Below are 26616 nucleotides of genomic sequence, written 5' to 3' on the forward strand. Positions count from 1 at the left end.
ACCATCAGGAGTTCTCCACGTGACCATTCCCGACACCAACAAACCCCTCACCCTTTTGATTGCAGCGGATACCTACCCGCCGCACGTCAATGGTGCTGCCCAGTTCGGCTACCGCCTGGCCAAGGGGATGACGGCACGAGGACACAACGTGCACGTGTTGGCTTGCCGCCCGGACACAGGCAAAAGCTACTCCGAGTTCCGCGATGAAGCCACGGTGCACCGTCTCCGTTCCCACGGCGTGTTCACCCACGAGTACTTCCGCATCTGCTTCCCCTGGGAAATCAAGAAGGAAATCAGCCTCCTGTTCGACAAGGTTCAGCCTGACGTCGTTCACATCCAGAGCCACTACATGATTGGCGAGCAGGTCCTATACGAGGCCGTGAGGCGCGGCATCAGGGTAGTTGCCACCAACCACTTCATGCCTGAGAACCTGAACCCGTTCCTGCCCTTCCCGCAGTGGTTCAAGGACATCGTGGGTCGGATCTCCTGGAAGGACATGGGCAAAGTCATGGGCCAGGCCGACGTCGTCACCACGCCCACGCCGCTGGCGGCAAAAGCCATGCACCAGCATGCTTTCCTGCGCAAGGTGCTGCCGTTGTCCAACGGCATCGACTCTTCTGCGTATGAGCTTCAGCCGGGCGAGACCATCGAGCCCCACAGCAACCCGACCGTTCTCTTTGCCGGTCGCCTCGCCGAAGAGAAGCACGTCGATGTCCTCATCGACGCCGTGGCCAAGACGCCCAAGGAACTCAACGTCCACTTGGAGATCGTAGGCGGCGGCGAAGTGCGGCCCGCCCTTGAAGCCCAGGTCGCGAAACTGGGTCTTGGAAACCGGGTGAGGTTCCTGGGCCTCGCCAGTGACGAAGACCTTCGTGAGGCGTACATCAAGGCTGATATTTTCTGCATGCCCGGCACCGCCGAACTGCAGTCCTTGGTGACCTTGGAGGCCATGTCCGCGTCAACGCCCGTGCTGCTGGCCAATGCCATGGCCTTGCCGCACCTGGTCCGTGACGGGGAAAACGGCTACTTGTTTACGCCCAACGACAGCACCGAGCTGGCAGGGAAGATCACGGCGTTGGTTGAGCTTCCCAAAGACCAGCTCCAGGCCATGGGCAAGCTGAGCCGCGAGATGGTTGAGCCCCACAGCATCAACGGCACACTCCAGACGTTCGAGGACCTTTACCGCGGGGCTTCGTACGAGGACATGGTGGTGTGACCGAAGCACTCCCCGCTAGCTATTAGTATTGCTAGAGTGCTTTGCCCGTACCGATGCTTCCGAGCGTCGGCACGGGCCATCACGGGGCTATAGCTCAGCTGGTTAGAGCGCGGGACTCATAATCCTAAGGTCCTCGGTTCAAGTCCGAGTAGCCCTACCGCTAGATTCTGCGGGTTTCAGCGTGTTTTGCGTTGAACCCGTAGAATCTCGTGGCACTACGGTGTCACTATCTCAAGTTATCCACAGGTTTTCGAAGAAAGCTCTGTGAATCCGATCACATTGAAGCCTTGATGACGCCTGATGCCCATCGGGAGATTCGGATCGCGTTGGCAGCTCGTCCCGATGTCACAGCGGAGCAACTCGCGTGGGTAGCCGACTGTGATGACGTTTAATTACTGAACCGAGCGGTGTCGCATCCTCGAACCTCACCGGCGACGATCCAAACCATTCGTCAGCGGGCTGAGGATCGGGAAGGCGACACGTGGAAGCACCTCCGTGCCTTCATAGAACGGAAGTGTGGCCCTTCTCAAGATAACTTGATGACATGAGGAAAACTGGGGGAGCAGCCGCGGTACTACTTCTGGCTGGACTGGCGCTGACTGGATGTGCCAATAGCGAGCCAAGCCCATCATCGTCGGACCAAACAACGACGCAGCAGGCCTCCGGAGCTTCCTCCGGCACTGCGTCAAAGGCGATGACGGCTGAAGAAGCTCGCGGCGCTGATGGGAACACGCAGAAGGGCTCAGTTCTGAAGTCAGGTGAATGGGCCACGTTCAGTAGGTCCGGCGACGTGACTCGGATAAGGGTGACAGTGCTAGGTCGTGCGGACATTCCTGAAAGCAATCCGAAGAAGGATCGTCTTTCACACTCCGTCATAGCCCGAGTGGAACGCGAAGTCGTGAGCGGCGGTGGAGAGTCTCTCAACTTGAGTATGACTCCCATGCTCGGACTGAACTGGGCAGTCATTGGCGACGACGGATTTGAGGCTGCATCGCCAGCATCAGGCGTGAATCTGTCCTACCCAGCCGAATGCGGAGTTCAGCCAGTTGGTTCTGTAAAGATGACTCCGGGTACAGTCGCCCAAAAGTGCTTAGCTTTCGATATTGATGCGCGCGATGTCTACAACGGCAAAGCCACTACATTCGCGCCTGAACTCGCTGACTATGACATCTTCTGGTCTGATCCTCTGTTCGCTCCTGAGAAGTAGGCCCAGCGGCGCAGCGATGGTGTTGGAAGCTCCTGGTATCTGAAGTCGCAGCGTTCCCCCGTGCCCACTAGCCGTTCTGTCGGACCGGTTTTTCCTCGGATAGGCTTTACAGAATCATTATCGGGGAGAGGACTACATGCAGGACCACGTCGCCCAGCTCGTGACCAGCGCGTTAGACGCCTTCGATCAGCCGGGAAAGTCAGTGGCCGCCCTTGTGCGGCAGGCGGCCCGTATCGCGGCCTTGCGTCAGGACTACCTTGCGCAGTACCGGTTTCAGATGGAATTAATCGATGTCGGCACGGGAGCGGCTAAGACCGACCCCACCATCGCAATGATCAACGGAAACCTTGTCACCCTTCTTGGAGCCGCGGATGCCGGTGCCCAGGTAGTCGAGATGTACATGCACTATTACAGCGGGCGCAAGATATCAGGCAGTGACAACTTGTACGTCATATCCGTGGCTCAGCTTGAATCGTATCTGGCTCAGGCGCGAGGGGTGTACAACGAATACTCAGTCGCTGACAAGACAAGCAACTACTACGCCCACACGACTGCAGTCGCGGCTGATAAGCAACAGGCGAAGCTACTTCCGATTATCCATCAACACGAGTCGATCCTCGAGCGCATTCGGCAGGACGTTTACAACTACCTGCTTCAAACAGAAACTAGCCTGCACAGCGGTAAGCCATCCAGCAGCGTGTTTGAACGAGGACTTGAGTACGTCCGGGCGTCGCTGGCTGAATACGCGCCTGCGGCTTTGGAGAAGTTTGCTGCGGCGGAGGCAAGCCTTGCGGCAGGAACACCTGAAGACCTAACGCATGCGCTGACCAGTACCCGGCGAATGATTAAAGACCTCGCCGACGCCTTGTACCCACCTACCGGGCAAACCATCATCGGTGAGGACAGGATAGAACGGGTCATGAATGACGATGCTTACAGGAACCGGCTTATTCAGTTTGCCAAGGAAATGCTTGGCAATAGCCTGAGCGGCAAGGTCCTTGGGGAGACGCTTGCTAGCTATGGCAAGCGCATCTCCAATCTTGACTCCATGGCGAACAAGGGCGTGCACAGTGATGTCACTGCTTCTGAGGCGGAGCAATGTGTCATTTGGACCTTCATGCTGGCTGCTGACCTGTTGCGAATTGCCGACGGAACATCGCAGGACCTGAAGCCCGCATCCAAGTAACTGTGCTCGTCGCAATACAACGGTTGAGAACGCCTACTGTCTCCGGACGCTACAGGCCGACGGTAAGGAGACGGTTAGAATCCGAACATGATCTCTGATTCTGTTCCATGGCGGTACGAACTCCAGCCAATAGCCAGCCGCTTGGAACGCAAGATGCGTCAAGAGCACTGGACGGAGCAGTCGAGTTAGCGTGTGGGGAAGGACTTGATGATGGCGGGATACGCAATTTCCTAAGGTCCTCGGTTCAAGTCCGAGTAGCCCTACATCTCACACGGGAACCGTGGTTGACGATAAGTCGTCGGCCACGGCTCTTTCGCGTTCGCCCGTCCGTGCGGTATGTTACTCAGCAGTAACTTACTACTCGCCGGTAACCTGTCCGCCCTGCCGCCTCCTGGTGCAGTGCCGTCCGGCCGCGAACAAGAAGCCGCGAACAAGTAGTGGTCGCAGAAGACCACCTTTGAAGGAGCGAATATGTCCAACGCCGCATTCGACGCCAGCACCCTCCCTTACGCCGATGGCGACTTCTATGCCTTCGAGCAGATGCTGACCGGCAAGGAGCAGGACCGTCTCGCCGAGGTTCGGGAGTTCCTGGCCCGCGAGGTCAAGCCAATAGCCGTGGACTGCTGGAACCGTGCCGAATTCCCCATGGATCTCATTCCGAAGCTTGGAGAGCTCGACCTGGTCAGCCCTGTGCGCCGCCAGGGCTATTCGAACCTGTTCGCCGGCATGCTCCACGCGGAAGTGACCCGGGCCGATGCCTCGATTGCCACGTTCATGGGGGTCCATGACGGCCTCTTCACGGGATCCATTGAAGCCTTGGCGTCCCAGGAGCAGCAGGATGCCTGGCTGCCGGACATCTATTCCCTGAAGAAGATCGGCGCCTTCGGCCTGACCGAGCCGCTCGGCGGTTCCGATGTTGCCGGCGGAACCCGTACCACCGCCCGGCGCGACGGTGATAACTGGATCCTCAACGGCGCCAAGCGCTGGATCGGCAACGCCACCTTTTCCGATTGGGTAGTCATCTACGCCAAGGACGTGGCCGACAACCAGGTCAAGGCCTTCCTTGTGGACACCACGCTGCCCGGTTATTCCGCCAGCAAGATCGAGAACAAGATTTCCCTGCGGACCGTTCAGAACGCGGACATTGTGCTGGACAACGTGGTGGTACCGGACTTCTTCAAGCTGGCCAACGGCAACAGCTTCCGGGACACCAACAAGGTCTTGAAGGTCACCCGGCTGGCTGTCGCGTGGCAGGCTGTGGGTCTCCAGCTTGCAGCCTTCGACGTCGCACGCGCCTATGCCGTTGAGCGTCAGCAGTTCGGCCGTCCCCTGGCCGCATTCCAATTGGTGCAGGACCAGTTGGTTCAGATCCTCGGCAATACCGTGGCTTCCATGGGCATGATGGTGCGCCTTGCCCAGCTTGAGGATGCCGGCATAGCCAAGGATGAGCAGTCCGCGTTGGCGAAGGCGTTCACCACTGCGCGCATGCGCGAAAGCGTAGCCATGGGCCGGAGCATCCTGGGTGGCAATGGCATCGTTACGGACTACGGTATGGCCAAGGTTTTCTCTGATGCCGAGGCCATCTACTCCTACGAGGGCACCCACGAGATCAACACCTTGGTGACGGGCCGTGCCATCACCGGAGTCTCCGCAATCGTCTGAGCCCTTCCTTTCGTTGGGGCGCATGTAGTGCGTCCCTGTCAATGGAGCGGAAGCAGGACGGACGGCCGCATGTCCTCCACAAAGCCCAAGGGGTTGACGTAGTCGTCGCCGCTGCGAACGCCCCAGTGCAGGCAACTGCTGTTCCTGCAATGGCCCGGCTCAAGGGAACCGATGACCTGGCCTTTGTGCACAGTGTCTCCCTCCTTCAGTCCGCTGGTCACCGGTTCGAAGCTGCTCCGCAGGCCGTCGCCGTGGTCGAGGGTAAGGACCGGGCGGTCGACCACGACGCCGGCAAAGGTCACCACGCCATCCGACGGCGCGGTGACTGGTGCGCCGTCGGACGTCGGACCCAAATCCACGCCTCGATGCCCGCTCAGCCACGGTTTGTCGGGTGGATCGAATAGCCTGAGGGCGCTTGGTTTGGGGGAGAGCGGCCAACTCCATGAGGCCGTTGCCGGGGCGGCCGCGGCGGGTGCTCCTGCCAGGATTGAGGCAGCAATGATTGTGGACGCCAAAAGTTTCGGGAATGCCATGGATCCAGCCTTTCGCGGAGGCGGCGGCATGGCTATCCGGGGCCGGCCGTATGTGGACAATGCCGAGGTGCGGGCGGTCAGACAGGTGGGGCTGCTGTAGTACACTTGGTGGAGCAGTTTGCTGTGCCCTCAAGCTATTTCAGAAGCGCGTCTCATTCAGATGTGTGAAGGTCCCAAACTGACTACGCGTATCCAGCCCTCCACCAGCCGAGCCATGTGGTTTCCGGTTGCGGAGGATTGTGCCTCTTGCGGTCCGGCTGAGCCTATGGCTCCTTGCCGGATGAGAAGTGCAATGGATGCCAGGAGCCGCGCCCGTCCGGGCAAGGCTAAACAACCGTCAACTATTGGCAGGGTAAGAGCAGCCCCATGGGCTCTCTCATGAATGACCTGCCGGAAGGAGCGTCGGCATGCCCGTCGTAACTATGCGCCAGCTGCTTGACAGCGGCGTCCACTTTGGACACCAGACCCGTCGTTGGAACCCGAAGATGAAGCGCTTCATCTTCACGGAACGCAACGGCATCTACATCATCGACCTTCAGCAGTCGCTGTCCTACATCGACCGCGCTTACGAGTTCGTCAAGGCTACTGTCGCCCACGGCGGCACCGTCCTGTTCGTCGGCACCAAGAAGCAGGCTCAGGAAGCAATTGCCGAGCAGGCTACCCGTGTTGGCCAGCCGTACGTCAACCAGCGTTGGTTGGGCGGTATGCTCACCAACTTCCAGACCGTCGCCAAGCGCATCCAGCGCATGAAGGAACTCGAAGAGATCAACTTCGAGGACGTCGCCGGCTCGGGCTACACCAAGAAGGAGCTCCTGCTCCTCAAGCGTGAACTCACCAAGCTGGAAACCAACCTCGGTGGTATCCGCAACCTGACCAAGGCTCCCTCGGTCCTCTGGGTTGTTGACACCAAGAAGGAACACCTGGCTGTTGACGAAGCCAAGAAGCTGAACATCCCGGTTGTTGCCATCCTGGACACCAACTGCGATCCCGACGAAGTCGACTTCCCGATCCCGGGTAACGACGACGCCATCCGCTCCGTCAACCTGCTCACCCGCGTTGTTGCCGACGCCGTTGCTGAGGGCCTCATCGCCCGCAACCAGCGCGCAACCGGCACCACCGAAGCTCCGGAAGAGCCGCTGGCTGAGTGGGAGCGCGAGCTCCTCGAAGGCAGCAAGGCTGAAGAAGCTCCGGCCGCAGAAGCAACGGAAGCCCCCGCTGCCGAAGCAACTGAGGCTCCGGCCGCAGAAGCAACCGAAGCTGCCTCCGGCGAAGCCGAAGAAGCCAAGTAAATTTGGACCTTCCCTGACGCCGGCAACGGCGGCAGGGGCCACTGACAGGATGGCGGCTCACATGGTGGGCTGCCGTCCTGTCGGTTCGTAATCACATAAATTTTCTAGACAGAGGGGTTCACATGGCGAACTACACTGCTGCTGACATCAAGGCCCTGCGCGAGCGCACCGGCGCCGGCATGATGGACGTCAAGAAGGCTCTTGACGAGGCCAACGGTGACGCCGAGAAGGCCATCGAGATCATCCGCATCAAGGGCCTCAAGGGCGCTACCAAGCGCGAAGGCCGCTCCACCGCTGAAGGCCTGGTTGCTGCCAAGGTCAACGGCGGCGTGGGCGTAATGATCGAGGTCAACTGCGAGACCGACTTCGTCGCCAAGGCTGACAAGTTCATCCAGCTGGCTGACAAGGTCCTCACGGTTGCTGTCGAGTCCGGCGCTGCCGACCTCGAAACCCTGCTGGCCACCGAGGTTGACGGCAAGCCGCTGTCCGAGGTTGTCATCGAAGAGGGCGCAGTCCTCGGCGAAAAGGTTGTTGTCCGCCGTATTTCCCGCGTTGAGGGAACCACGGTTGACGCTTACCTGCACAAGACCTCCAAGGACCTCCCGGCCCAGGTCGGCGTTCTGTTCGCTGTTGACGGTGAAGGCGAAGCCGCTGCCACCGCAGCGCACGACATCGCTGTCCACGTTGCAGCCATGGCTCCGAACTACCTCACCCGCGAAGACGTCCCGGCCGAACTGGTCGAGTCCGAGCGCCGCATCGCTGAAGAGACCGCCAAGGCTGAAGGCAAGCCGGAAGCTGCTCTCCCCAAGATCGTTGAAGGCCGCGTAACGGGCTTCTACAAGGGTGAAGTTCTGGTTGACCAGGCATTCGCCAAGGATTCCAAGAAGACCGTTGCACAGGTTCTCGAAGAAGCCGGTGTGAAGGCCACTGCAGTTACCCGATTCCGCGTCGGAAACTAGTAAGTCGTGAAAAGGGGTGGTCACTTCGGTGGCCGCCCCTTTTTCATGCACCCGTCCGGGTAGTACCTGCGCGGACCCACAGCACGATAATCTAGCCAGAGTCCACCAACGGGAAGGCACCATGGAAACCGTCAACACTGCAATCCAGCCCGATAAACCCCGCCGACGTGTACTGCTGAAGCTTTCCGGCGAGGTCATCGGCGGAGGCAAGCTCGGCGTCGATCCCGAGACCGTCAGGGCAATCGCCAAGCAGATCGCCGCAGCCGTTACGGATGTGGAAGTAGCCATCGTGGTCGGTGGCGGAAACTTCTTCCGCGGTGCCGAACTGTCCCAAAGCGGTATGGACCGCTCCCGCGCCGACTACATGGGCATGCTGGGGACGGTCATGAACTGCCTCGCCCTCCAGGACTTCCTGGAGCAGGCCGGCGTTGAAACGCGTGTCCAAAGTGCCATCACCATGGGCCAGGTTGCCGAGGCCTACATTCCCCGCCGCGCCATCCGCCACATGGAAAAGGGCCGCGTCGTTATTTTCGGTGCCGGTGCTGGCCTGCCCTACTTCTCCACCGACACCGTGGCTGCCCAGCGTGCGCTCGAGGTACACGCGGACGTTGTCCTCATGGCCAAGAGCGGCGTGGACGGCGTCTACACTGCTGATCCCAAGAAGGACCCCACGGCCGAAAAGCTGGATGTGCTCAGCTACGACGACGCACTGCGCCGCGACATCCGGGTCATGGACCAGACCGCCATGACCATGTGCAAGGACAACCAGCTCTCCATGGTGGTCTTCGGCATGGAAGGCGAGGGCAATGTCACCCGTGCCATCCTCGGCGAAACGCTGGGAACCCTGGTTACTCCCTAGCAAGGGCTAGGATATTTCTAGGACCGTCCGCCCCTTGTGGCGGATCTTTACTGTGCATTGCCGCCCGCAGCCGGGCAGCAGCTATTTCTGAGGAGAAACCCGTGATCGAAGAGACCTTGCTTGAAGCTGGCGAGAAGATGGACAAGGCGGTAGAGGTCGCCAAGGATGACTTCGCCACCATCCGTACCGGCCGGGCCAACCCCGGGCTCTACAGCAAAGTGATCGTCGAGTACTACGGCACGCCTACTCCGCTGCAGCAGCTGGCCTCCTTCGCGGTGCCCGATGCCCGGACCATCCTGATCACCCCTTACGACAAGACCGCTCTCCGTGACATTGAAAAGGCGTTGAGCGATTCCGAGGTTGGCGCCAATCCTTCCAACGACGGCAACGTCATCCGCGTGACCATCCCGGAGCTCACCAAGGAGCGCCGCAAGGAGTACGTGAAGATCGTCAAGGGCAAGGGTGAAGACGCGAAGGTCTCTATCCGCAGCATCCGCCGCAAGGCCAAGGACACGCTGGACAAGCTCGTCAAGGACGGCGAAGCCGGCGAGGACGATGGCGCACGCGGTGAGAAGGAACTCGACGCCATTACCAAGCAGCACGTTGACAGCATCGACGAACTGCTCAAGCGCAAGGAAGCCGAGCTGCTCGAGGTCTGATGAACCAGGCTGAGCCGGCGCCCGCTGACAGGGCCCCGACACGCGACACACCCAAACGGGCCAGGCGGTTGCGGGAGAACCCCACGCCGAAGGCGGGCCGCAATCTGCCGGCCGCGATCGGCGTCGGGCTTGCCATGCTTTTCGCCGTACTGGGTGGATTGCTTTTCCTGCCGCTCGGGTTCGTCCTTGTCACCACGGCCTTCGCCGTGCTGGGTGTGTGGGAAGTTTTCCGGGCGCTCGAGGCCCAGGGCACCAGGCTGCCGATCATTCCCGTAATGATCGGCACCTTGGTGATGCCGGTGTCGGCCTACTTCGGCGGCCTTGAAGGCTTGCTGTTCACCATGACGGCCAGTTCCGTGGCCGTACTGCTGTGGCGTTCCATTGAGAGCGCTGCAGGCGCACCCCGCAGCGTATTCGCCGGTGTGTTCACTCTGGCCTGGATTCCGTTCCTGATCAGTTTCGCGGCGCTTCCGCTCCATGCTGCCGGCGGCGCCACCCCGGTGGGTTTCTGGCCGGACGGGATACCTGCCGGTGCCTGGCAGATCGCTGCGATGCTGCTGTTGGTGGTCTCCAACGACACCTTCGGGTACATCGTTGGTGCGTCGTTCGGCAAGCATCCCATGGCGCCCAAGATCAGTCCCAAGAAATCCTGGGAAGGCTTCGCGGGGTCCGTGGGAGGGGCCATGGTGATAGGTGTCCTCGCGTGCATCTTCATGCTGGACAAGCCCTGGTGGGTTGGTCTGGTGCTGGCCATCGGCATGGTGGCCGCGGCTACCGCGGGTGACCTTGCGGAGTCCATGGTCAAGCGTGAACTCGGAGTCAAGGATATGAGCAGTATCCTTCCCGGTCACGGTGGCGTCATGGACCGTTTGGACTCCATAGTTTTCGCGGCCCCTGTAGCCTATGTTCTGTTCGCGCTGCTGAGCGGCGTCTGACAACCCCGATGAAGGAAAAGTAGTGGCCTTGGATATTCGACGCCAGATTCCCGCAACGTTCCACCGCGTGGAGCGCAGCAAGTACGGCTATAACGCCAAACAGGTGGACGAGTTCCTCCAACGCGCCCGGACCTCGTTTGAGAATCCTGTGGGCACAGCGAACCAGGTGGCCAGCATTGATGTCCGTTCGGTCGCATTTGATCCCGTCAAGGGTGGCTACGACGCGCAAAGTGTCGACGCCGCCCTGGACCGATTGGAAGACGCTTTTGCCCGCCGTGAACGGGACGACCTCATAGGCCAGCAGGGCGAAGACGCCTGGCTGCGCCAGATTGGCAAACTCTCCGGAATCCTGCGCGGCAGGCTGCATCGGCCCGATGGTGAGCGGTTCCGCCGCCCCACCAGGAAGAGTATCCGCAGCTACAACGTCCAGGACGTTGATGACTTGTGCCTGGAACTCATCGGCTACCTCGAGAACGATCAACCCTTGAGCGTAGATACAGTGCGCCGGGCCGTTTTCCGTGCCGCCAAGGGCGCTGAAGGCTACGAGGAAGCCCAAGTGGACGCATTCCTGGCGCGCGTTGTTGAACTCATGGCAGCGATCGACTAGGAAGCAGATCCGTCAGACTTCGGTGGGGAAGATAGCTTTGTAGTTCTTCCACACCGCGAAGTAGCGGCGCCCTCCGCGGGCCATTGATATGCCAAAGAACGTCAATGCGGCCGCTACGGCCACGGCTACGCCCAACGGCACCGGAAGACCGGCGGCCACCATGGCTGAGCCAACCAGCAGCGCAATCAGGGCAGAGTTCGCAGTCACCATGAACACCATGCTGCTGCCGGCTACTTGGCTGAAGTCCCTTCTGCCCCCGAAGAAGTAGTAGGTCCGCTTGGCACCTTCCTCGTCGTCGCTATAACCGGCCATGAGGTATCGCGCCATGCCGGGATCCAGGTCCACGTAGGCCGCGCGCAGCCGGTTCATGGCTACGACATACATCAGGTCCTCCATACCTACGCTCATGACGCGTATCTGCGTGAGCAAACCGACCACGACGTCGATGCTGAGGATGGTCAGCGCGAAGGCCCGGAATGCCTCGGAGAACTGTGTCGCCTGACCGACGAGCGCGACGCTGAGCAGGCTTGCTGAAGTGAACGTCAGGAACATGCTGATGCGGGTGAGAACCTCGCTTTGAGTGGTGCTCCTTGAAGCGAGCAGGCTCCAGTGCTCGGTCGCCAGGAACTGGGCCCTGATGCCCGGCGATACTGCCGGTTGGGCGGCTGGCGGTTCGGGGGTGGCATCTCCCGGTTCCTCGGACATGGCGTCATTGTCCACCTTGGAGGATACGCGGACAACAGGCCGCCCCTTGGAGCATCAGTGGCTATCTCTCTGTTACCACCGGCCGCTCCGGCACATGCAGGCGCGACATCACCCGGCTCACCGACTCCGGCACACGGTTCTTCGTTGCCAGGGACACGACAGCCGTCACAGCAAACGCCGCGGGGACAGTCCAGGCCGCCGGCTGCGCAAGCCAAGCCGGCGCGCCGGCCGGACTCATGACGGTCCCAGCCACCATGGCGCCGCCGCACAACAGGGCGCCGGTCAGCATGCCGGCTATGGCACCGGCGTCGGTCAATCCCCGCCACCAGATCCCCAAAAGCAGGACCGGGCAGATGGTGGAGGCCGTGAAGGCAAACACGAGGCCGACACTTCCAGCCAAAGCCAGGGTGTCGGTCATGAAGGCAAAACCCAAAGGCACGACGGCGGCCAGCAGCGCTGCGACACGGAAACCTTTGACGCTACCGCCGAAGAGGTCCTGGCTGATGACCCCGGACAACGACACCACCAGCCCGGACGTGGTGGACAGGAACGCGGCGAAGGCGCCGGCCACGACAAGCGCGGACAACATGTCCCCGGCCGCGCCGCCCACCAGCTTGCCGGGCAGCAGCAGGACCAAGGCATCGGCTTGACCTGCCTGCGCGAGTTCGGGGGCGAACATCCTCCCCACCGCGCCGGAGATCGTTGGAAACAGATAGAAAACAGACAGCAACCCCAGCACGATCAGGGTGGTCCTGCGGGCGGACTGCCCGTCCGGGTTGGTGTAAAAGCGCACCAGTACGTGCGGCAGGCCCAACGTTCCAAAGAGCAACGCCACCAACAACGAAATGTGCTGATAGGCGCCGGCGGCCGGTTGATTGGTCGGGTTTACCGGGAGAGAGGCCTCCGGTTGCACCCCGTTTCCGGCGAGCACCAACAGCACGAATACCACTGGCACTGCCAGTGCGGTCAACTTCAGCCAATATTGGAAAGCCTGGACGAAGGTAATCGATCGCATGCCACCTGCCACGACCGTCAGGCACACCACCACCACAACGGCAGTGGACCCCACCCAGGACGGCAAGCCGGTGGTAATCCGGATGGTCAGGGCGGCGCCATGGAGTTGCGGAACAATGTACAACCAGCCCACGGCTACCACTACCAGGCTCGTGACGCGGCGGACCGCCGCGGAATCCAGCCGGGCTTCAGTGAAATCGGGGATGGTGTAGGCGCCGGAACGTCGCAGCGGAGCGGCCACGAAAAGCAAAAGCATCAGGTAACCGGCGGTGTAGCCCACCGGGAACCAGAGCGCATCCGTTCCTGAAAGCAGGATCAGCCCGGCGACGCCGAGGAAGCTCGCCGCGGACAGGTACTCACCACCGATCGCCGAGGCATTCCACCAGGGCGGGACGGTCCGGGAGGCAACGTAGAAGTCGCCCGTTGTACGCGAGATGCGCAGACCGTAGAAGCCGATTGCCGCCGTCGCAAGTGAAACGGCGAGGAAGGCAACCAAAGCAACCGCAGGGTTCATTTGTCCTCCACAAGGTCCCGGTATCGGGCCTCGTTGCGGGCCGCCGCACGATTGTAGAGCCATGCACTAAGGCCGATCACCGGATAGACTCCGACGCCGAGCAGGAGCCAGGCGAGCGGTATGCCCAGCACGCGGGTATCCGCAACCCCTGGCCCGAAGACCAGCAGCAGCGCGAAGGCGCCAAGGATCACCAGGAAACCGCAGGCAACCACTACGGCGAGCCGCAACTGGGAGCGGATGAGGGAACGGATGAAGACCTGTCCGGCGTCGGAATCCTCAGCGACCTCACGCGCGTAGGGCGGCCGCCCTGGCGTGGCGGTGGCTGATTGGCGCGGTGCAGTGACGCGGACGCGAGTCATCCCTGCGGCCGGATGCGGGTGGACTGAAGCTTGTCCCTGACCGAGGGCAGGTGCCGTCGGCTGATGGGCAATTCAGCGTCCGCCACTGTGACGCTCGGGCCGGTCGCGGAAAGTTTGAGGTGTTCCACATGGTTCAGCGCGATCAGATACGAGCGATGGATCCGGATGAACCCGGCCTCCGCCCACTTTTGTTCGAGGTCGTTGAGGGGTACCCGGATAAGGTAGCTGGCCTCGGCAGTGTGCAGCCTGGCATAGTCACCTTGGGCCTGCACATAGCTGACATCATCGCGGCGGATCATGCGGGTGGTGCTGCCCAGATCTACCGTGATCATCTCCGGAGCGGGAGTTCCGTCCTTGATGAGATCGCTGATGCGGTCCACCGAACGGGCCAGGCGTTCCGCCCGAAGGGGCTTCAACAAGTAGTCCACGGCGGCAAGGTCGAAGGCTTCCAGCGCGCAATCTTCATCCGCGGTGACGAAAACGACGGCGGGCGGGCTGCTGGTGCGGGCAATGGCACGGGCGATGTCCAGGCCCGACAGCGCCGGCATGTGGATGTCAAGGAAGACAGCGTCAATGGATTCCGTTTCCAACGCCCGCAGTGCCTCGGCTCCCGAAGACGCACGGTGGATGGCACCAATCCTGTCGTCCCGCCCGAGCAGGAAGGCCAACTCCTCCACGGCGGGAAGTTCGTCATCAGCGACGAGCACATTGATCATGACTAAAGATTAGCCCCGCGGCTCAGGCATCGTGGCCGGGCTGCGACTTTGGCACCCGCATGGTGATCAACGTTCCCTCGCCGGGGGCTGTGTCGATGACAAGTCCGTGGTCGTCCCCATAGACCTGCCTCAAGCGGGCGTCCACATTGCGCAGTCCCACATGGTCGCCGTCTGTGTGCCCGGCCAGCACCGACCGCAGGTGGTCCGGGTCCATGCCCACGCCGTCGTCCTCGATGGTCACTTCGGCGAACGCTCCGGAATCGTTCGCGCAAATGGTGATATGGCCCGGGCCTTCCTTGGCTTCCAGGCCGTGCCGCACGGCATTTTCCACGAGCGGTTGAAGGCTGAGGAAGGGAATGACTGTGCTCAAGACCTCGGGGGCGATCCGCAGGCTAACCTGGACGCGCTCACCAAACCGGGCCCGCTCCAATAGGAGGTAACGGTCGATGCAACGCAGTTCCTCGGCCACCGTGGTGAAGTCTCCATGCCGGCGGAACGAGTATCGGGTGAAGTCGGCGAACTCCACCACTAGCTCCCTTGCCCGCGCCGGATCCGTATTGATGAACGAGGCGATCGCGTTCAAGGAGTTGTAGATGAAGTGAGGGCTGATCTGGGCACGCAACGCCCGGACTTCGGCTTCCATCAGCAGCGTCCGCGAAGCTTCAAGTTCTGCCAGCTCAAGCTGGGCGGCGATCCAGTCAGCTACCTCGCTGGTGGCCCGCACCAGTCCGGCCCCGGCAGCCGGGGCCAAGGCGGCCACCGAGCCCACCACCCTGGACCCGGCCCGGATGGGGGCGATAACGGCGCTGAAGCCGTGGTTGCCGTGGTCGTATTTGCCGGTGTGGGGGTGCCCGGCGTGCGGTACGACGGCGGTTCGGCCCGTGGCCAAGACTTCGGCCGCCAGACGCATCAGATGCGGCCGCAAGTCCTCTGCGACGCCGTCCCAGGCAAGGACAGAGTCGGTATCCGTGATGGCCAGGGCGTCACAGCCCAGGAGGGTCCGGAGCTGTTTGCTGGCCTTGGCTGCCCCTGCTGGTTGCAGACCGCCGCGAAGATGCTGACCGGCCCGCGACGCGGCGTGCAGCGTGTTGTAGGTTGCACGCTCGGCGTCCGTTCCAAGGTCACGGAAGGAGCGGATCACCTTCAGGCCAACACCCACGACGACGGCGACGGCGAGCACGATCACGGCAATCGCGGCTGCTGTGAAGAGCGGGGAGTCGGGCATAAGCCCAGCGTAGCCAATATGCGCGACCTCCTTTGCCGGGAGGGGTGGGATGTGAGTGAGGGTCTGCCGGGAGGGGTGGGATGTGAGTGAGGGTCTGCCGGGAGGGGGTGGGATGTGAGTGAGGGTCTGCCGGGAGGGGTGGTTCGAACGCTCTCTCATGTCCCGTCGGGTTTCCTGGGATGCTCTCTCATGTCCCGCCGGGGTCTCCGGGATGCTCTCTCACATGCCGTTTGGCGCAGGGCCGCGACCGTTGAGCGACGGCAGCGGGCCAACCTCTGGAACAGGCGCAGGACGGCGTTCGATAGTGATTGCAGTCACATTGGCAAGGCGTGTGGAGCTGATGTGGACACATCCCAATCAGGAGGAACCATGGGTAATGAGGCCCAACCCCAGGACGCAGCGGCGTCCGTGGACTTCCAGGAAGTCCAGCAGACGGAACGGTTCAAGACACTGCGAAAGCGGCACCGCAGCTTCGTCTTCCCGATGGCAGTAGCGTTCCTGCTCTGGTATTTCGCTTACGTTCTCTTGGCCGCCTATGCGGTCGACTTCATGTCCATCAAGGTCTGGGGCAACATCAACGTCGGCCTGATCCTCGGCCTGCTCCAGTTCGTCACCACCTTCGGCATCACGGCGTGGTACGTGAGCTACTCCAACAGGAAACTGGACCCGATCGCGGCGGAAATCCGCCACGAAATCGAGGGCCACGAATTCGATAAGGACGGCAATGTGATCAGCGGGGCAGGAAAATGAACACCATGGTCCCGGCAGTCAACGTTGCTGCCCTGAAAGACACCACGCTCCTCAATATGGGCATCTTCGCCTTGTTCGTCGCGGTCACCATGGTGATCGTCTTCCGTGCCAGCCGTAACAACAAGACCGCAGCCGACTACTACGCCGCCGGACGGTCCTTCACCGGATCACAAAACGGCACGGCCATCGCCGGCGACTACCTCTCCGCGGCGTCGTTCCTGGGCATTACGGGCGCCATTGCCATCAACGGGTATGACGGGTTCCTCTACTCGATCGGTTTCCTGGTTGCCTGGCTTGTGGCACTGCTCCTAGTGGCCGAATTGCTGCGGAACACCGGCAAATTCACCATGGCCGACGTCCTGTCCTTCCGGCTGCGGCAACGGCCCGTCCGTATCGCCGCGGCGCTATCCACGCTCGCTGTCTGTTTCTTCTACCTCCTGGCCCAAATGGCAGGAGCTGGCAGCCTGATTTCGCTCCTGCTGGGCATCAGCGACTGGGGCGGACAAGCTTTGGTGATCATCGTCGTCGGCGCCTTGATGATCATGTACGTGCTCATCGGCGGCATGAAAGGCACTACCTGGGTCCAGATCATCAAAGCCATCCTGCTGATCGCCGGCGCCGCGGTCATGACGGCTATGGTGCTTGCGATCTATGGTTTCAACCTGTCCAGCCTCCTGGGGTCCGCAGCTGAGGCCGCCAACAACCCGGCTGTCCTCAACCCAGGCCTGCAGTACGGCAAGACTGAAACGTCCAAGCTCGACTTCATGTCGCTCGGCCTGGCCCTGGTCCTCGGAACAGCAGCCCTGCCGCACGTGCTGATGCGCTTCTACACGGTTCCCACCGCCAAGGAAGCACGCAAGTCGGTGGTCTGGGCGATCTGGCTGATCGGCTTGTTCTACCTCTTCACCTTGGTGCTGGGGTACGGCGCGGCCGCCCTGGTGGGTGCGGAAACCATCAAATCCGCACCCGGCGGAGTCAACTCGGCAGCCCCCTTGCTGGCCTTCCACCTTGGCGGTCCGCTGCTTCTTGGCTTCATTTCAGCGGTCGCCTTCGCCACCATCTTGGCGGTGGTGGCCGGCCTGACCATCACGGCGGCGGCATCCTTCGCCCACGACATCTACGCGAACGTCATCTCCAAGGGCAAGGCGGACGCAACCACTGAGGTGAAGGTCGCACGGCGCACCGTCGTGGTGATCGGTGTCCTTGCCATCCTCGGTGGCATCTTCGCCAACGGCCAGAACGTGGCCTTCCTGGTGGCGCTTGCCTTCGCTGTGGCAGCATCCGCGAACCTGCCCACCATTGTGTACTCCCTGTTCTGGAAGAAATTCACCACGCAAGGCGCTGTGTGGAGCATGTACGGTGGCCTGGCAGCGGCCATCCTGCTGATCACGTTCTCGCCGGTGGTGTCGGGTGCCAAGACATCCATGATTCCCGGCGCCAACTTCGCATTCTTCCCGCTGAGCAACCCGGGCATTGTGTCCATCCCGTTGGCCTTCTTCCTGGGCTGGCTCGGAACGGTGCTGGACAAGCGGCGTGAAGATCCGGCCAAGCAGGCGGAGATGGAGGTACGCTCCCTGACAGGTATCGGTGCCGAGAAAGCTGTGGATCACTAGATCCGCAACAAAGAGGCTCCTCCTTTTGCACGAACAAGGAGGAGCCTCTTTGTGCAGGCGGCTGTCACTTCTTCAAGCTGAGCCACTCCTGCAGTTGTTCCAGTGGCCACGTGGTGACAATCCGTTCCTTCGGAACTCCGAGGGCTTCGGCGCGTTCGGCGCCGTATTGCAGGAAATCGAGTTGCCCGGGGGCGTGGGCGTCACTGTCGATGCTGAACAGGCAGCCAGCATCGAGGGCCACTTTGATGAGGTTGTCCGGAGGGTCCTGCCGTTCGGGCCGGGAGTTGATTTCGACGGCGACACCCCACCCGGCGCACTCTTCGAAAACCTTGGCGGCGTCGAATTCGGACTCAGGCCGGGTGCCCCGCGATCCCTGGACGAGGCGGCCGGTGCAATGCCCCAGGACGTTGGTGTGAGGGTCCCGGATGCCACCTAGCATCCTGGCGGTCATGGTCTTTTTGTCGGCGCGAAGCTTGGAATGGACGCTGGCTACCACTACATCCAACTTGTCCAGCATGTCCGATGTCTGGTCCAGTGTTCCGTCCTCAAGAATGTCCACTTCGATGCCCTTGAGCAGCTTGAATCCATCCTGGGAGGAGTTGATGCCTTCCACTACACCGAGCTGCTTCTCCAGTCGCTCGACGCTGAGGCCGTTGGCGATAGTCAAATTGGGGGAGTGGTCGGTGAGGGCGAGGTAGTCGCGGCCGAGGGTCCTGGCTGCTGCCACCATGGCTTCGATGGGGGAACCGCCGTCGGACCAGTTGCTGTGGCTGTGCAGGTCGCCCCGCAACGCTGACCGGAGGCTGTGCCCGCCAGCGGTCAGGGCTTCGGTGCCGCGTTCACGGAGATCTGCCAGATAGCCAGGGACCCGGTCTTCCATGGCCTGGGTGATGACTTCGGCACTGCGGTTGCCGACGCCCTTGAGGCTTGTAACCCGTCCGGCGAGGACAAGCCTCGCCAACTCTTCGGGCGGCAGTTGCCGTACGACGTCGGCAGCCTTACGAAAGGCTTGGACCTTGAAAGAGGGGGCCTGGCTGCGTTCCAGCCAGAAGGAGATTTCGTCGAGCGCCTCAATGGGATCCATGGCTCCATGATCCACGAACCGGACACACCACCAACAGAGGGCAGAGTCAACGGTGTGCCGGTCCTGGCCAACTCACCTAGTGGTGGTGGCTTGGAGTCAGGGCGGGATTCGTGCCCTGGGACGGGTCCGGTGCCTGGCCGTGCTCGCCATGTGGGACAGCGTGCTGGCCCGCCATGGACGCGGCCAGGCCCGGCGTTGCCACTGAAGCAACAACGACGGCGGCTCCGAACGCGGCTGCCAGAAGCCGCCCGGTCCTTGGCTGGCCGTGGGCGCCGCCGCCGTTGGTCTTGTGCTGCCGCCGTAGCCAGCCTGCTCCGGCAAGTGCCATGAGCGTCAGGCCTACAGCGGCAAGATGGCTCACATCGAGTGAGCGCGGTGTTGCAGTCAAACCCACGGCAAGGACTGCGACGTGCGTTGCGGCCGCCGCAGCCAAGACGGGAATGGCATATCGAGGAAAGACGAGGGAGTTGCGGTGCAGCCCCCACAGCGACCAAGCCAGGAAGGCAAGGCCGGCTGCGAGGGTAGCCACACCGGCAACCACCATGGCAGGTGTCACTGACGAGGCACCGGTGAGGTAGCCGGCGGCAAGGGAAAGCTCAACCATCCCGGCTGCCGTGGCAGCGAAATAGACGAACAACACGGTTGCCGCGCTCAACGTCGGGTGGTTCTTGGTCTCCATGGCTCTTGCCGGCCTCTCGCTCAGTAACCGTGATCAGTGTCTGTAACTCGGGTCAGTGCAGGGATCAGGCTCGGGCGGAAGCGACAGTTGCCTTGTCCTGGGAGAGGGCGACACCCAGCAGGACAACGGCGCTGGCAAGGTGCAGCACATTGTCTGCGCCGTTAAGGGCGATGATGTTCAGCGAGGTTCCTACGAGGAACAGGCCGAGGATACCCACCAGGAGGTAGACGCCACCCACGGCGGTGTTGACGGACTTGGACAGCGTGACGCCGTTGAGTCCGGCGTACAGCAGGGCAGCGCCGATGGCCAAGTGGATCACGTTGTGAAGCGGGTTCACATCAAAAATGATCAGCGTTGCACCTTGGGTGGCGAAGAAGCCGATTCCCGAGGTGACGAAGAATCCGAGGACGCCTACCAAGAGGTAAACGGCTCCGAAGATGGTGGCGATCAAGCGATTGGGCGAAGTACGCATTGGTCAGAACCTTCCGGTGATGGCCGGAATTTCCGGCCGTCCTGCTGAGCCCCGGGTGGGGCTCTCAAGCAGTGATTCGGACCATGCGTCGTGGTGGATGGGTGGAAGCCGGGTTATTTTTTTCCGTCGCTACGGACGGAGGCGGATACTGCTCATTTTGAGGTCGTTGCCGCCCTCGAAGACGTACTTGAGGTCGATGGTCTTGCCGTCGCATTGCAGCTTTCCGGCAATGTCGGCTTTGTTGTTGCCGTTCTCCGAATTCACGCTCACGGAGGTGTAGTTCGGCTTGCAGGAGCCATCCAACTGGAGGCTGGCAATGCCATCGACGAAGGACTGCTTGTCCAACTCGTCCTTCAGCGCCTGGTTCAGGTAGTTGTCGTAGGCCTGCTCCGTCTGGCCTGACACCACCAGGGTGGTGAATTCGTCTGCCAGCGACCTCGCCTTGGACGTCGCGTTGCCCACTAGGTTGACGAGGAGCAGGACCCCAACCACTGCCAACACAATCACGCCCGCAACAATGCTGAGGACAATCCAGAGAACTTTCCTGCTTTTCGCCGGTGGCGGAACCTGCTGGCCGTACTGGCCTGGCGGGTACTGGCCCGGCGGATACTGGCCGGGCGGGTAGGGGTTTTGGGCTTGCGGATAAGGGTTGCCGACCTGCGGATATGGGTTGCCCGGAGGTGCATACTGCGGTTCGCCTGGGGGAGCAGCGGGCGACGGCGGCTGTTGCCATTGCGGACTCGCGGCGGGCTGCGGCGGGTACCCGGGACCGGGCGGCACTGGTGGCGGGTTCTGCCCCGGCTGGTTTTGTTCGGGCTGGGTGGGTTCTTGCGGGTTGCTCACGATAGTGCCCCTTTCGGCGGCCTTTGCCGGCGCCGCCACCTGGTCGGGAACCGCTGGCCGGCCCCCAATGCGTCCACTTGAATCAAATCGCATCTGCCGTTCCGCGGGCAATAGGCGCACCGGCAGCTGCTCCGGATGGCGCCTTTACGCCTCTGATCTCCTGCCCAGCAGCGGTTGTACGCGATAGGGGATCATTTCTCGCATGGCCAGTGCGGTGTCCGTGCGATCAACTCCATCGCAGGCGAGGATCTTGCCATTGATGCGGTAAAGGTCTTCAGCGTCCAGGGCCACTACACGCAGGAGGAGGTCCGCCGATCCTGTGAGCCCAAAACCTTCCAGGATCTCCGGAATGTCGGCCAGGTCCCGGGCCAGGGAGGCAAGCTTCTGTTGCTGCACGTGGACTGTGATGAAAGCTGTGAGCGGGTAGCCCAAGGCAACCGGATTGATACGCCTCTCGAAGGACAGGAATGCGTGCTTCTTTTCGAGTTGGGCCACGCGCGCCTGGACGGTGTTCCGGGACAGGCCAAGCTTTTGGGCGAGGGCAACCACCGTGCCGCGGGGGTCCTGGGCCATCGCGGAAAGAAGCCGGGTGTCAGTGCCATCCAAAGGTTGCATAATGCGCAAGATTAGCACGGTGGCGATGGTCGAAACAGGGCATAATGCTCAACTTCCTTCGGGGTAGTTGTACCCGATGCGTCTTGTGAGTAGGGTCACAGTTAACTTCGGCGAAGGTGCCGGAGGGCCGGTCTGCGGCAGGATCAAAAGTCCAGCCAGCGCCGACGAACACGAGCCGGAAGGTTGCGATCACCTGTGTTGACGGATCAGGCGGGCAAGGGAGTGCTTCAAGACACTCCCGGCCCAGGACAAAGTGCACAAAATCCCCTGCGGACTGGCGGCAATCTGCTCCAGTTGGTGTCGCCGGAAGGCGACCGCATCAGCCATCCCGAATTCGATGTCTGGGTTAAGGACATCGGCGATGAGCAATTGTGCTCCCTCTATGAGGACATGACCGTCATCCGCCGTATCGACACCGAGGCCACGGCACTCCAACGCCAAGGTGAACTGGCGCTGTGGCCACCGCTTCTTGGCCAGGAAGCAGCCCAGATCGGCTCGAGCCGCTCGCTGCGGGACGACGACTTCGCCTTCCCCAGCTACCGCGAAAGCGGGGTTGCCTATGTACGCGGCGCGCACCTTTCCGAGATCGCCCGGGTGTGGCGCGGCAATGCGTCCTATGGGTGGGACCCGCAGCGCATCAATCTGGCAACGCCCCAGATCATTATCGGTTCACAAAGCCTGCACGCCACGGGCTACGCCATGGGGGTCCAGTTGGACGGCGCCAACACCGCGGTCCTTGCGTACTTCGGCGACGGTGCCACCAGTGAAGGCGACGTGAACGAGGCCATGGTGTTCGCTGCCAGTTACAAGGCGCCCGTGGTGTTCTTCTGCCAGAACAACCATTGGGCCATCTCCGAGCCTGTCCGTATCCAGTCGCACGTCCAGTTGGCTGACAGGCCCACCGGGTTCGGCATCCCGAGCATGCGGGTGGACGGCAACGACGTCCTGGCTGTCATGGCGGCTACACGTGCAGCGCTGGACAGGGCACGCACGGGTGGTGGACCTACCTTCATCGAGGCCGTCACGTACCGCATGGGTCCGCACACCACTGCCGATGACCCGACCCGGTACCGCGACCCCATCGAGCTGGAAGACTGGGCCGCGAAGGATCCGATCCTGAGGCTGCGCAAGCTCCTGGAGGCCAAAGGCCTGCTCACCGAGGACGTGGAAGCACGAGTTAAGGCCAAGGCGGATGCTGTGGCCGCGGAGCTCCGGTCCAGTTGCATCGACATGCAGGATCCGCAGCCCCTGGACGTGTTCAACCACGTCTACAGCACACCCAATTCCTGGATTGAACGCCAGAAGGATCACTACTCGCGTTACCTGAACAGCTTCAACCAGCCCGTCGAGGAAGGTGCACTCTGATGTCCAAGCTCACATTTGCCCGAGCCATCAACGCCGGACTCCGGAAGTCGCTCGAAAACGATCCCAAAGTGGTCCTCATGGGCGAAGATATCGGTGCCCTGGGTGGCGTCTTCCGCGTCACGGACGGCCTGCAGAAGGACTTTGGAAAGCACCGCGTGATCGATTCGCCGCTGGCCGAGTCCGGCATTATCGGCACCGCGGTTGGCTTGGCCTACCGCGGCTACCGCCCTGTGTGCGAGATCCAGTTCGACGGTTTCATCTACCCGGCGTTCGACCAGATCGTCAGCCAGGTGGCAAAGATGCACTACCGCACGCAGGGCCGCGTCAAGATGCCCATCACCATCCGTGTTCCTTTCGGCGGCGGCATCGGATCTCCCGAGCACCACTCCGAATCACCCGAAGCGTACTTCACACACACCTCGGGCTTGCGTGTGGTGGCTGTCTCCAATCCGCAGGACGCGTACACGATGATCCAGCAGGCCATTGCCTCGGACGATCCCGTGCTCTACTTCGAACCGAAGCGCCGTTATCACGACAAGGGTGACGTGGACGAGTCATTGGACCTCTCCGCAGCTCTGCCCCTGGATAAGGCGGCTGTGGTGGCCACTGGCTCGGATGTCACGCTGGTTGCCTACGGGCCTCTGGTCAAAACCGCCAAGGACGCCGCGCTGGCTGCCGCCGATGAAGGCATCTCCGTGGAGGTGATCGACCTCCGGTCCCTGGCACCCGTCGATTACCCGGTGGTGGAAGCCTCCGTCCGCAAGACCGGGCGATTGGTGATAACCCACGAAGCCGGGCAATCCGGTGGCCTCGGCGCTGAAATCGCGGCCAGCATCACCGAACGCTGCTTCAACTACCTTGAGTCCGCCCCCGTTCGCATTACCGGATTCGACGTGCCGTATCCATACTCGAAGCTTGAAATGCATCACTTGCCGGATCTGGACAGGATCCTCGATGGCGTGGACCGCGCCTTGGGCCGCCGCAACTCGTTGAGTGGACTGGAAGGATGACCGCCACCATGATCAAGGAATTCAGGCTGCCGGACCTTGGCGAAGGCCTGACCGAGTCGGAAATCCTGAGCTGGAAGGTCGCGGTGGGGGACACCGTCACCCTCAACCAGGTCATCGCCGAGGTTGAGACCGCCAAGGCCGTGGTGGAGTTGCCATCCCCGTTCGCCGGTGTGGTGGCCGTTCTCCATGAGCAGCCCGGAACTGTTGTGGAGGTCGGCAAGCCGATCGTGTCCTTTGAGGTGGACGACGCCGGTTCTTCCAACGGGGGTGGCGCACCGGCCGCTGGTGACCGGTCCGCCGTCGAGACTTCTGCGAAGGGTGCGCCGGCCGCTGGCGGGATTGAAGCGGTGGGTGCCCCCGCCAAACGCGAGCCGAACCTGGTAGGGTATGGCGCCGTCGTCGAACATTCCGGCCGTCCCACCCGTCGTGCCCGTGCCCAAGTACAGGAGGTTAGGTCCGCAAGGCCGGAGACTGCTGCGATCGCCGAGCCCGTCGTGGCACGTCAAGCAGAGACCGAAATCCCTGAACGTCCGCGGTCGACCCCGCCTGTCCGCAAACTTGCCCGCGACCTAGGCATCGACCTGCAACTGGTTTCGGGAACCGGACCGGGCGGACTCATCACCCGGGCGGACGTCCAGAACTTCTCCGGCGCAGTGGAAGCCCCCGCCGAGGTTGCCGCAGGGCAGAGCGAGCGCGAGACGCGGACACCCATCAAGGGTGTTCGAAAGTTCACGGCGGCGGCCATGGTCCAGAGTGCGTTCACGGCACCGCATGTGACCGAATTCCTGACCATCGATGTCACTGCCACCATGGAGTTGCTGAACCGCCTCAAGGGCAGCAGGGCCTTTGAAGGCTACAAGCTGACCCCGCTCACCATCGCAGCCAAGGCTGTCCTGGTGGCCCTCAGGAACAACCCCACCCTGAACTCCCGCTGGGATGAGGCCAACCAGGAAATCGTCCAGTTCAACTACGTGAACCTGGGAATCGCGGCCGCAACGCCGCGCGGCCTTACGGTCCCGAATATCAAGGACGCTGAGCGATTGTCGCTGCGTGAGCTCTCCACGGCGTTGACTGAGCTGACGGACACCGCCCGGTCCGGGAAAACGTCGCCGTCGGACCTCTCGGGAGGGACCATCTCCATCACCAACATCGGTGTGTTCGGGATCGACGCCGGAACGCCCATCCTGAATCCGGGCGAGGCAGCCATCGTGGCCTTGGGCGCCGTACGGAAAGCACCATGGGTCCACAATGACCAGATTGCCGTCCGGCAGGTCATGTCCCTCAGCTTGTCTTTCGACCACCGCTTGGTGGACGGAGAACAGGGTTCGAGGTTCCTGGCCGACCTGGGTGCCATCCTGGCAGATCCCGCCATGGTCATGACCATGATCTGACGCGACCGAAAGCTGCGCCGGCCCATCCCTTTACGAGTGCTTGCAGGAAACTGCGGCTAAGGGGTGGGCCGTCGCGCGTCAGCGGTCATGAAGGCTAATCTTCGGTGGGCGTGGTGCGGTTGGAATGAACGTCGCGCCAGCTGTGTTCGGGTTCGAAACCAAGCTGCCTGCGCGCCTTGTCGATGGAGAGCATCGTTTCGTGTTCGCCCAGTTCCTTGAGGACCTCGACGCCGGGGAACACTTCCGCTGCAAGTTCCGCGCTGCTCCGGCTCATCACGGTATCCGAAGCGGCAATGATGAAGGTCTCGAAGCCCGGGGCGCCGTGTTCCAGCGCCCGGACCACTGCCTGGGCGCCGTCCCTGGCATCGATGTAGCCCCAGAGATTCCACTTTCGCAGTGTGGCATCGGAGTCGAAGGACGGGAAGGCGTCGTAGTCTTCGGGGTCCATGACGTTGGAGAAACGCAGAGCTGTAATGCTCAGATCCGGGTCCCAGCGCGTGAGCTGGATGGCCATCTGCTCCTCGAGGTGCTTGACCAGCGAATAGGTGCTTTCCGGTCGAGCCGTGTATTCCTCATCCACAGGAATGTAGGGAGGGGCGATGTCGAAGGGGAGGCCCAATACGGTCTCGCTGGAAGCGTAAACCACCTTCTTGACGCCAGCTCTGCGTGCCGCCTGGAAGACGTTGTAGGTGGACACCATGTTGTTTTCGAAGATCGCGGCGTCTGGCGCGAGCCCCGGTGCGGGAATGGCGGCCAGGTGAACGATTGCGTCCAAGCCGTCGTGTTGGTCGTCCAGGCCCATGATGACATCCAGGACCTGACCGTAATTGCGGAGGTCCACGTTGACGTAGCCCCGGCCGCGGGTGCCGACGCGATCCACGTTGAGGACCTGGTGGCCATCCTGCGTGAGTCGCCGGACCACGCTCCTGCCCAGTTTCCCGCTTCCGCCGGTGACGGCAATCCTCATGGTGCGCTCCTTGATCGTGGCTGGACCTTACCCGCGGTACGTTGCCGGTTTCAGCATGGGTTCGGTTTTCCAGCCTAAGGGGCGCAACTTCTGAGCACAGCCCCTAAGGCAGGCCCTGTGAGTCCTAGGAAAATTGGAACGACCCAAAGGACATCGCGATGCTGGCGGGGCGTACGGCATTG

At 62.0% G+C, this 26616-nt stretch carries 27 protein-coding genes and 1 tRNA gene; 16 read left to right on the forward strand and 12 right to left on the reverse strand.

Going from position 1 to position 26616, the window contains the following annotated elements; genetic code table 11:
- The first annotated feature begins 19 nt into the window (after positions 1-19).
- The 5 genes from ACFRJ9_RS05985 (at position 20) to ACFRJ9_RS06005 (ending at position 5271) form a co-directional block, all read left to right on the forward strand.
- The gene (locus tag ACFRJ9_RS05985; RefSeq protein ID WP_377665448.1) at positions 20-1216 is read left to right on the forward strand and encodes a glycosyltransferase; all 1197 of its coding nucleotides are present in this window, start codon (positions 20-22) and stop codon (positions 1214-1216) included.
- Between the two features lie 83 nt (positions 1217-1299).
- Positions 1300-1373: transfer RNA gene (locus ACFRJ9_RS05990), tRNA-Ile, on the forward strand.
- A gap of 783 nt (positions 1374-2156) precedes the next feature.
- Positions 2157-2423, forward strand: coding sequence for a hypothetical protein (locus ACFRJ9_RS05995; RefSeq protein WP_377665450.1), 267 nt, complete (start codon positions 2157-2159; stop codon positions 2421-2423).
- A 136-nt stretch (positions 2424-2559) separates the two neighbouring features.
- Positions 2560-3609, forward strand: a complete 1050-nt coding sequence (locus tag ACFRJ9_RS06000; protein WP_377665452.1) for a hypothetical protein — start codon at positions 2560-2562, stop codon at positions 3607-3609.
- A gap of 471 nt (positions 3610-4080) precedes the next feature.
- Positions 4081-5271 (forward strand): acyl-CoA dehydrogenase family protein, encoded by a 1191-nt coding sequence (locus ACFRJ9_RS06005; RefSeq protein ID WP_377665454.1) that lies wholly within the window; start codon positions 4081-4083, stop codon positions 5269-5271.
- A 38-nt stretch (positions 5272-5309) separates the two neighbouring features.
- On the opposite strand, the gene ACFRJ9_RS06010 is transcribed toward ACFRJ9_RS06005, so the two are convergent.
- The gene (locus ACFRJ9_RS06010) at positions 5310-5804 is read right to left on the reverse strand and encodes a M23 family metallopeptidase (RefSeq protein ID WP_377665456.1); all 495 of its coding nucleotides are present in this window, start codon (positions 5802-5804) and stop codon (positions 5310-5312) included.
- Between the two features lie 407 nt (positions 5805-6211).
- Between ACFRJ9_RS06010 and rpsB the strand changes: the two genes are divergently transcribed.
- The 6 genes from rpsB to ACFRJ9_RS06040 all read left to right on the forward strand — a co-directional run bounded on the left by rpsB (position 6212) and on the right by ACFRJ9_RS06040 (position 11112).
- Positions 6212-7093: a 30S ribosomal protein S2 gene (gene rpsB / locus ACFRJ9_RS06015; protein ID WP_377665458.1), complete on the forward strand. Its 882-nt coding sequence runs from the start codon at positions 6212-6214 to the stop codon at positions 7091-7093.
- 122 nt (positions 7094-7215) lie between these two features.
- Positions 7216-8052: a translation elongation factor Ts gene (tsf, locus tag ACFRJ9_RS06020; RefSeq protein ID WP_377665460.1), complete on the forward strand. Its 837-nt coding sequence runs from the start codon at positions 7216-7218 to the stop codon at positions 8050-8052.
- Positions 8053-8173: 121 nt separating this feature from the next.
- The gene (gene pyrH / locus ACFRJ9_RS06025; protein ID WP_377665462.1) at positions 8174-8911 is read left to right on the forward strand and encodes a UMP kinase; all 738 of its coding nucleotides are present in this window, start codon (positions 8174-8176) and stop codon (positions 8909-8911) included.
- 101 nt (positions 8912-9012) lie between these two features.
- Positions 9013-9570 (forward strand): ribosome recycling factor, encoded by a 558-nt coding sequence (gene frr / locus ACFRJ9_RS06030; protein ID WP_377665464.1) that lies wholly within the window; start codon positions 9013-9015, stop codon positions 9568-9570.
- Positions 9570-10505 carry a phosphatidate cytidylyltransferase gene (locus tag ACFRJ9_RS06035; RefSeq protein WP_377665466.1) on the forward strand — a complete coding sequence of 312 codons (936 nt, stop codon included), beginning with the start codon at positions 9570-9572 and terminating at the stop codon, positions 10503-10505. Before frr ends, ACFRJ9_RS06035 begins: the two co-directional genes overlap by 1 nt.
- A 22-nt stretch (positions 10506-10527) precedes the next feature.
- On the forward strand, positions 10528-11112 hold the full coding sequence (locus ACFRJ9_RS06040; protein ID WP_377665468.1) for a DivIVA domain-containing protein: 585 nt from the start codon (positions 10528-10530) through the stop codon (positions 11110-11112).
- 12 nt (positions 11113-11124) lie between these two features.
- Here the strand turns inward: ACFRJ9_RS06040 and ACFRJ9_RS06045 are convergent, their stop codons facing one another.
- The 5 genes from ACFRJ9_RS06045 to ACFRJ9_RS06065 all read right to left on the reverse strand — a co-directional run bounded on the left by ACFRJ9_RS06045 (position 11125) and on the right by ACFRJ9_RS06065 (position 15645).
- A complete protein-coding gene (locus ACFRJ9_RS06045; RefSeq protein WP_377665470.1) occupies positions 11125-11817 on the reverse strand; it encodes a hypothetical protein in 693 nt (230 codons plus the stop codon).
- Positions 11818-11878: 61 nt separating this feature from the next.
- Entirely contained in the window at positions 11879-13345 is a 1467-nt protein-coding gene (locus ACFRJ9_RS06050; RefSeq protein WP_377665472.1) for a cation acetate symporter, read from the reverse strand.
- Entirely contained in the window at positions 13342-13704 is a 363-nt protein-coding gene (locus ACFRJ9_RS06055) for a DUF485 domain-containing protein (protein WP_377665474.1), read from the reverse strand. Before ACFRJ9_RS06055 ends, ACFRJ9_RS06050 begins: the two co-directional genes overlap by 4 nt.
- Positions 13701-14420, reverse strand: coding sequence for a LytR/AlgR family response regulator transcription factor (locus ACFRJ9_RS06060; RefSeq protein WP_377665476.1), 720 nt, complete (start codon positions 14418-14420; stop codon positions 13701-13703). The genes ACFRJ9_RS06055 and ACFRJ9_RS06060 overlap by 4 nt, the downstream gene beginning before the upstream one ends.
- Positions 14421-14442: 22 nt before the next feature.
- Positions 14443-15645, reverse strand: coding sequence for a sensor histidine kinase (locus ACFRJ9_RS06065; protein WP_377665478.1), 1203 nt, complete (start codon positions 15643-15645; stop codon positions 14443-14445).
- A gap of 369 nt (positions 15646-16014) precedes the next feature.
- Here ACFRJ9_RS06065 and ACFRJ9_RS06070 point away from each other — a divergent pair, with 369 nt between their 5' ends.
- Both ACFRJ9_RS06070 and ACFRJ9_RS06075 read left to right on the forward strand, forming a co-directional pair.
- Positions 16015-16395, forward strand: coding sequence for a DUF485 domain-containing protein (locus ACFRJ9_RS06070; protein ID WP_377665480.1), 381 nt, complete (start codon positions 16015-16017; stop codon positions 16393-16395).
- Positions 16392-18008: a cation acetate symporter gene (locus tag ACFRJ9_RS06075; protein WP_377665482.1), complete on the forward strand. Its 1617-nt coding sequence runs from the start codon at positions 16392-16394 to the stop codon at positions 18006-18008. The genes ACFRJ9_RS06070 and ACFRJ9_RS06075 overlap by 4 nt, the downstream gene beginning before the upstream one ends.
- Before the next feature lie 64 nt (positions 18009-18072).
- On the opposite strand, the gene ACFRJ9_RS06080 is transcribed toward ACFRJ9_RS06075, so the two are convergent.
- The 5 genes from ACFRJ9_RS06080 to ACFRJ9_RS06100 all read right to left on the reverse strand — a co-directional run bounded on the left by ACFRJ9_RS06080 (position 18073) and on the right by ACFRJ9_RS06100 (position 21701).
- Positions 18073-19092 (reverse strand): PHP domain-containing protein, encoded by a 1020-nt coding sequence (locus ACFRJ9_RS06080; protein ID WP_377665484.1) that lies wholly within the window; start codon positions 19090-19092, stop codon positions 18073-18075.
- A gap of 76 nt (positions 19093-19168) precedes the next feature.
- The gene (locus ACFRJ9_RS06085; RefSeq protein ID WP_377665486.1) at positions 19169-19771 is read right to left on the reverse strand and encodes a hypothetical protein; all 603 of its coding nucleotides are present in this window, start codon (positions 19769-19771) and stop codon (positions 19169-19171) included.
- Positions 19772-19835: 64 nt separating this feature from the next.
- Entirely contained in the window at positions 19836-20243 is a 408-nt protein-coding gene (locus tag ACFRJ9_RS06090; protein WP_377665488.1) for a DUF4383 domain-containing protein, read from the reverse strand.
- Between the two features lie 129 nt (positions 20244-20372).
- Positions 20373-21086, reverse strand: a complete 714-nt coding sequence (locus tag ACFRJ9_RS06095) for a hypothetical protein (RefSeq protein WP_377665490.1) — start codon at positions 21084-21086, stop codon at positions 20373-20375.
- A gap of 144 nt (positions 21087-21230) precedes the next feature.
- The gene (locus ACFRJ9_RS06100) at positions 21231-21701 is read right to left on the reverse strand and encodes an Lrp/AsnC family transcriptional regulator (protein ID WP_377665748.1); all 471 of its coding nucleotides are present in this window, start codon (positions 21699-21701) and stop codon (positions 21231-21233) included.
- A 195-nt stretch (positions 21702-21896) separates the two neighbouring features.
- Between ACFRJ9_RS06100 and pdhA the strand changes: the two genes are divergently transcribed.
- From pdhA to ACFRJ9_RS06115, 3 genes are read left to right on the forward strand one after another with little or no spacing between them, the layout of a single operon-like run.
- Positions 21897-23066 carry a pyruvate dehydrogenase (acetyl-transferring) E1 component subunit alpha gene (gene pdhA, locus ACFRJ9_RS06105; protein WP_377665492.1) on the forward strand — a complete coding sequence of 390 codons (1170 nt, stop codon included), beginning with the start codon at positions 21897-21899 and terminating at the stop codon, positions 23064-23066.
- Entirely contained in the window at positions 23066-24076 is a 1011-nt protein-coding gene (locus ACFRJ9_RS06110; RefSeq protein WP_377665494.1) for an alpha-ketoacid dehydrogenase subunit beta, read from the forward strand. The genes pdhA and ACFRJ9_RS06110 overlap by 1 nt, the downstream gene beginning before the upstream one ends.
- Positions 24073-25467, forward strand: a complete 1395-nt coding sequence (locus ACFRJ9_RS06115; protein WP_377665496.1) for a dihydrolipoamide acetyltransferase family protein — start codon at positions 24073-24075, stop codon at positions 25465-25467. Before ACFRJ9_RS06110 ends, ACFRJ9_RS06115 begins: the two co-directional genes overlap by 4 nt.
- A 94-nt stretch (positions 25468-25561) precedes the next feature.
- On the opposite strand, the gene ACFRJ9_RS06120 is transcribed toward ACFRJ9_RS06115, so the two are convergent.
- Complete coding sequence (locus ACFRJ9_RS06120; RefSeq protein WP_377665498.1) at positions 25562-26434, reverse strand: NAD-dependent epimerase/dehydratase family protein; 873 nt, start codon at positions 26432-26434, stop codon at positions 25562-25564.
- Positions 26435-26616: the final 182 nt, after the last annotated feature.

Origin of the sequence: Paenarthrobacter sp. NPDC056912, assembly GCF_042786555.1 — a bacterium.
GTDB lineage: Bacteria > Actinomycetota > Actinomycetes > Actinomycetales > Micrococcaceae > Arthrobacter.

What these genes read in the sequence shown, in the direction of transcription:
- ACFRJ9_RS06010 (WP_377665456.1), bottom strand. Translation starts at nt 5,804, where the DNA reads ATGGCATTCCCGAAACTTTTGGCGTCCACAATCATTGCTGCCTCAATC.
- ACFRJ9_RS06055 (WP_377665474.1), bottom strand. Translation starts at nt 13,704, where the DNA reads ATGACTCGCGTCCGCGTCACTGCACCGCGCCAATCAGCCACCGCCACG.
- ACFRJ9_RS06090 (WP_377665488.1), bottom strand. Translation starts at nt 20,243, where the DNA reads ATGCGTACTTCGCCCAATCGCTTGATCGCCACCATCTTCGGAGCCGTT.
- ACFRJ9_RS06115 (WP_377665496.1), top strand. Translation starts at nt 24,073, where the DNA reads ATGACCGCCACCATGATCAAGGAATTCAGGCTGCCGGACCTTGGCGAA.
- ACFRJ9_RS06080 (WP_377665484.1), bottom strand. Translation starts at nt 19,092, where the DNA reads ATGGATCCCATTGAGGCGCTCGACGAAATCTCCTTCTGGCTGGAACGC.
- ACFRJ9_RS06045 (WP_377665470.1), bottom strand. Translation starts at nt 11,817, where the DNA reads ATGTCCGAGGAACCGGGAGATGCCACCCCCGAACCGCCAGCCGCCCAA.
- rpsB (WP_377665458.1), top strand. Translation starts at nt 6,212, where the DNA reads ATGCCCGTCGTAACTATGCGCCAGCTGCTTGACAGCGGCGTCCACTTT.
- ACFRJ9_RS06065 (WP_377665478.1), bottom strand. Translation starts at nt 15,645, where the DNA reads ATGCCCGACTCCCCGCTCTTCACAGCAGCCGCGATTGCCGTGATCGTG.
- ACFRJ9_RS06100 (WP_377665748.1), bottom strand. Translation starts at nt 21,701, where the DNA reads ATGCAACCTTTGGATGGCACTGACACCCGGCTTCTTTCCGCGATGGCC.
- ACFRJ9_RS06060 (WP_377665476.1), bottom strand. Translation starts at nt 14,420, where the DNA reads ATGATCAATGTGCTCGTCGCTGATGACGAACTTCCCGCCGTGGAGGAG.
- ACFRJ9_RS06005 (WP_377665454.1), top strand. Translation starts at nt 4,081, where the DNA reads ATGTCCAACGCCGCATTCGACGCCAGCACCCTCCCTTACGCCGATGGC.
- pyrH (WP_377665462.1), top strand. Translation starts at nt 8,174, where the DNA reads ATGGAAACCGTCAACACTGCAATCCAGCCCGATAAACCCCGCCGACGT.
- ACFRJ9_RS06110 (WP_377665494.1), top strand. Translation starts at nt 23,066, where the DNA reads ATGTCCAAGCTCACATTTGCCCGAGCCATCAACGCCGGACTCCGGAAG.
- ACFRJ9_RS06000 (WP_377665452.1), top strand. Translation starts at nt 2,560, where the DNA reads ATGCAGGACCACGTCGCCCAGCTCGTGACCAGCGCGTTAGACGCCTTC.
- ACFRJ9_RS06070 (WP_377665480.1), top strand. Translation starts at nt 16,015, where the DNA reads ATGGGTAATGAGGCCCAACCCCAGGACGCAGCGGCGTCCGTGGACTTC.
- ACFRJ9_RS06085 (WP_377665486.1), bottom strand. Translation starts at nt 19,771, where the DNA reads ATGGAGACCAAGAACCACCCGACGTTGAGCGCGGCAACCGTGTTGTTC.
- tsf (WP_377665460.1), top strand. Translation starts at nt 7,216, where the DNA reads ATGGCGAACTACACTGCTGCTGACATCAAGGCCCTGCGCGAGCGCACC.
- ACFRJ9_RS06050 (WP_377665472.1), bottom strand. Translation starts at nt 13,345, where the DNA reads ATGAACCCTGCGGTTGCTTTGGTTGCCTTCCTCGCCGTTTCACTTGCG.
- ACFRJ9_RS06035 (WP_377665466.1), top strand. Translation starts at nt 9,570, where the DNA reads ATGAACCAGGCTGAGCCGGCGCCCGCTGACAGGGCCCCGACACGCGAC.
- ACFRJ9_RS06120 (WP_377665498.1), bottom strand. Translation starts at nt 26,434, where the DNA reads ATGAGGATTGCCGTCACCGGCGGAAGCGGGAAACTGGGCAGGAGCGTG.
- ACFRJ9_RS05995 (WP_377665450.1), top strand. Translation starts at nt 2,157, where the DNA reads ATGCTCGGACTGAACTGGGCAGTCATTGGCGACGACGGATTTGAGGCT.
- ACFRJ9_RS06075 (WP_377665482.1), top strand. Translation starts at nt 16,392, where the DNA reads ATGAACACCATGGTCCCGGCAGTCAACGTTGCTGCCCTGAAAGACACC.